General features: G+C 60.7%; 1 protein-coding gene. It reads left to right on the top strand.

What is annotated here, in order from left to right:
* Positions 1 to 114: 114 nt before the first annotated feature.
* Positions 115 to 583 (top strand): ATP-binding protein (locus EOA29_RS39305; RefSeq protein WP_245468842.1); only part of this gene is annotated, 469 nt, incomplete at its 3' end.

Here is a 583-nt window from a genome sequence, read left to right as displayed (position 1 = left end):
TGCCCGCAAACCTTGGAAAACCAGTCATTTGCGCCTATATCTAGGACATCAAAACGGCGCGATTCGGGGCCATTTTTCCGCGCCGGACCAGCGACATCAATCAGACAGGTTTTCATGAGCGACCAGACCGAAAGCGCCAATGGCGCGGAAGCCGAGTACGGCGCCGATTCCATCAAGGTTTTGAAGGGGTTGGACGCCGTCCGCAAGCGGCCGGGCATGTATATCGGCGACACCGATGACGGCTCGGGCCTGCATCACATGGTCTATGAGGTGGTGGACAACGCCATCGACGAGGCTTTGGCCGGACACGCCGACCTCGTCTCGGTGACGCTCAACCCCGACGGTTCGGTGACCGTCATCGACAACGGCCGCGGGATTCCGACCGATATCCACCCCAGCGAGGGCGTTTCGGCCGCCGAAGTCATCATGACGCAGCTCCATGCCGGCGGCAAATTCGACCAGAATTCCTACAAGGTCTCGGGCGGCCTGCACGGCGTCGGCGTATCGGTTGTCAACGCACTCTCGGCATGGCTGAAGCTCAAGATCCGCCGCAACGGCGAGATCTTCGAGATGAGCTTCACCC

This window comes from Mesorhizobium sp. M1E.F.Ca.ET.063.01.1.1 (assembly GCF_003998155.1).
Classification (GTDB): Bacteria; Pseudomonadota; Alphaproteobacteria; order Rhizobiales; family Rhizobiaceae; genus Mesorhizobium.
Note: the sequence above shows the minus strand (reverse complement) of the source record. Positions and strands in the feature narration are given on the sequence as shown.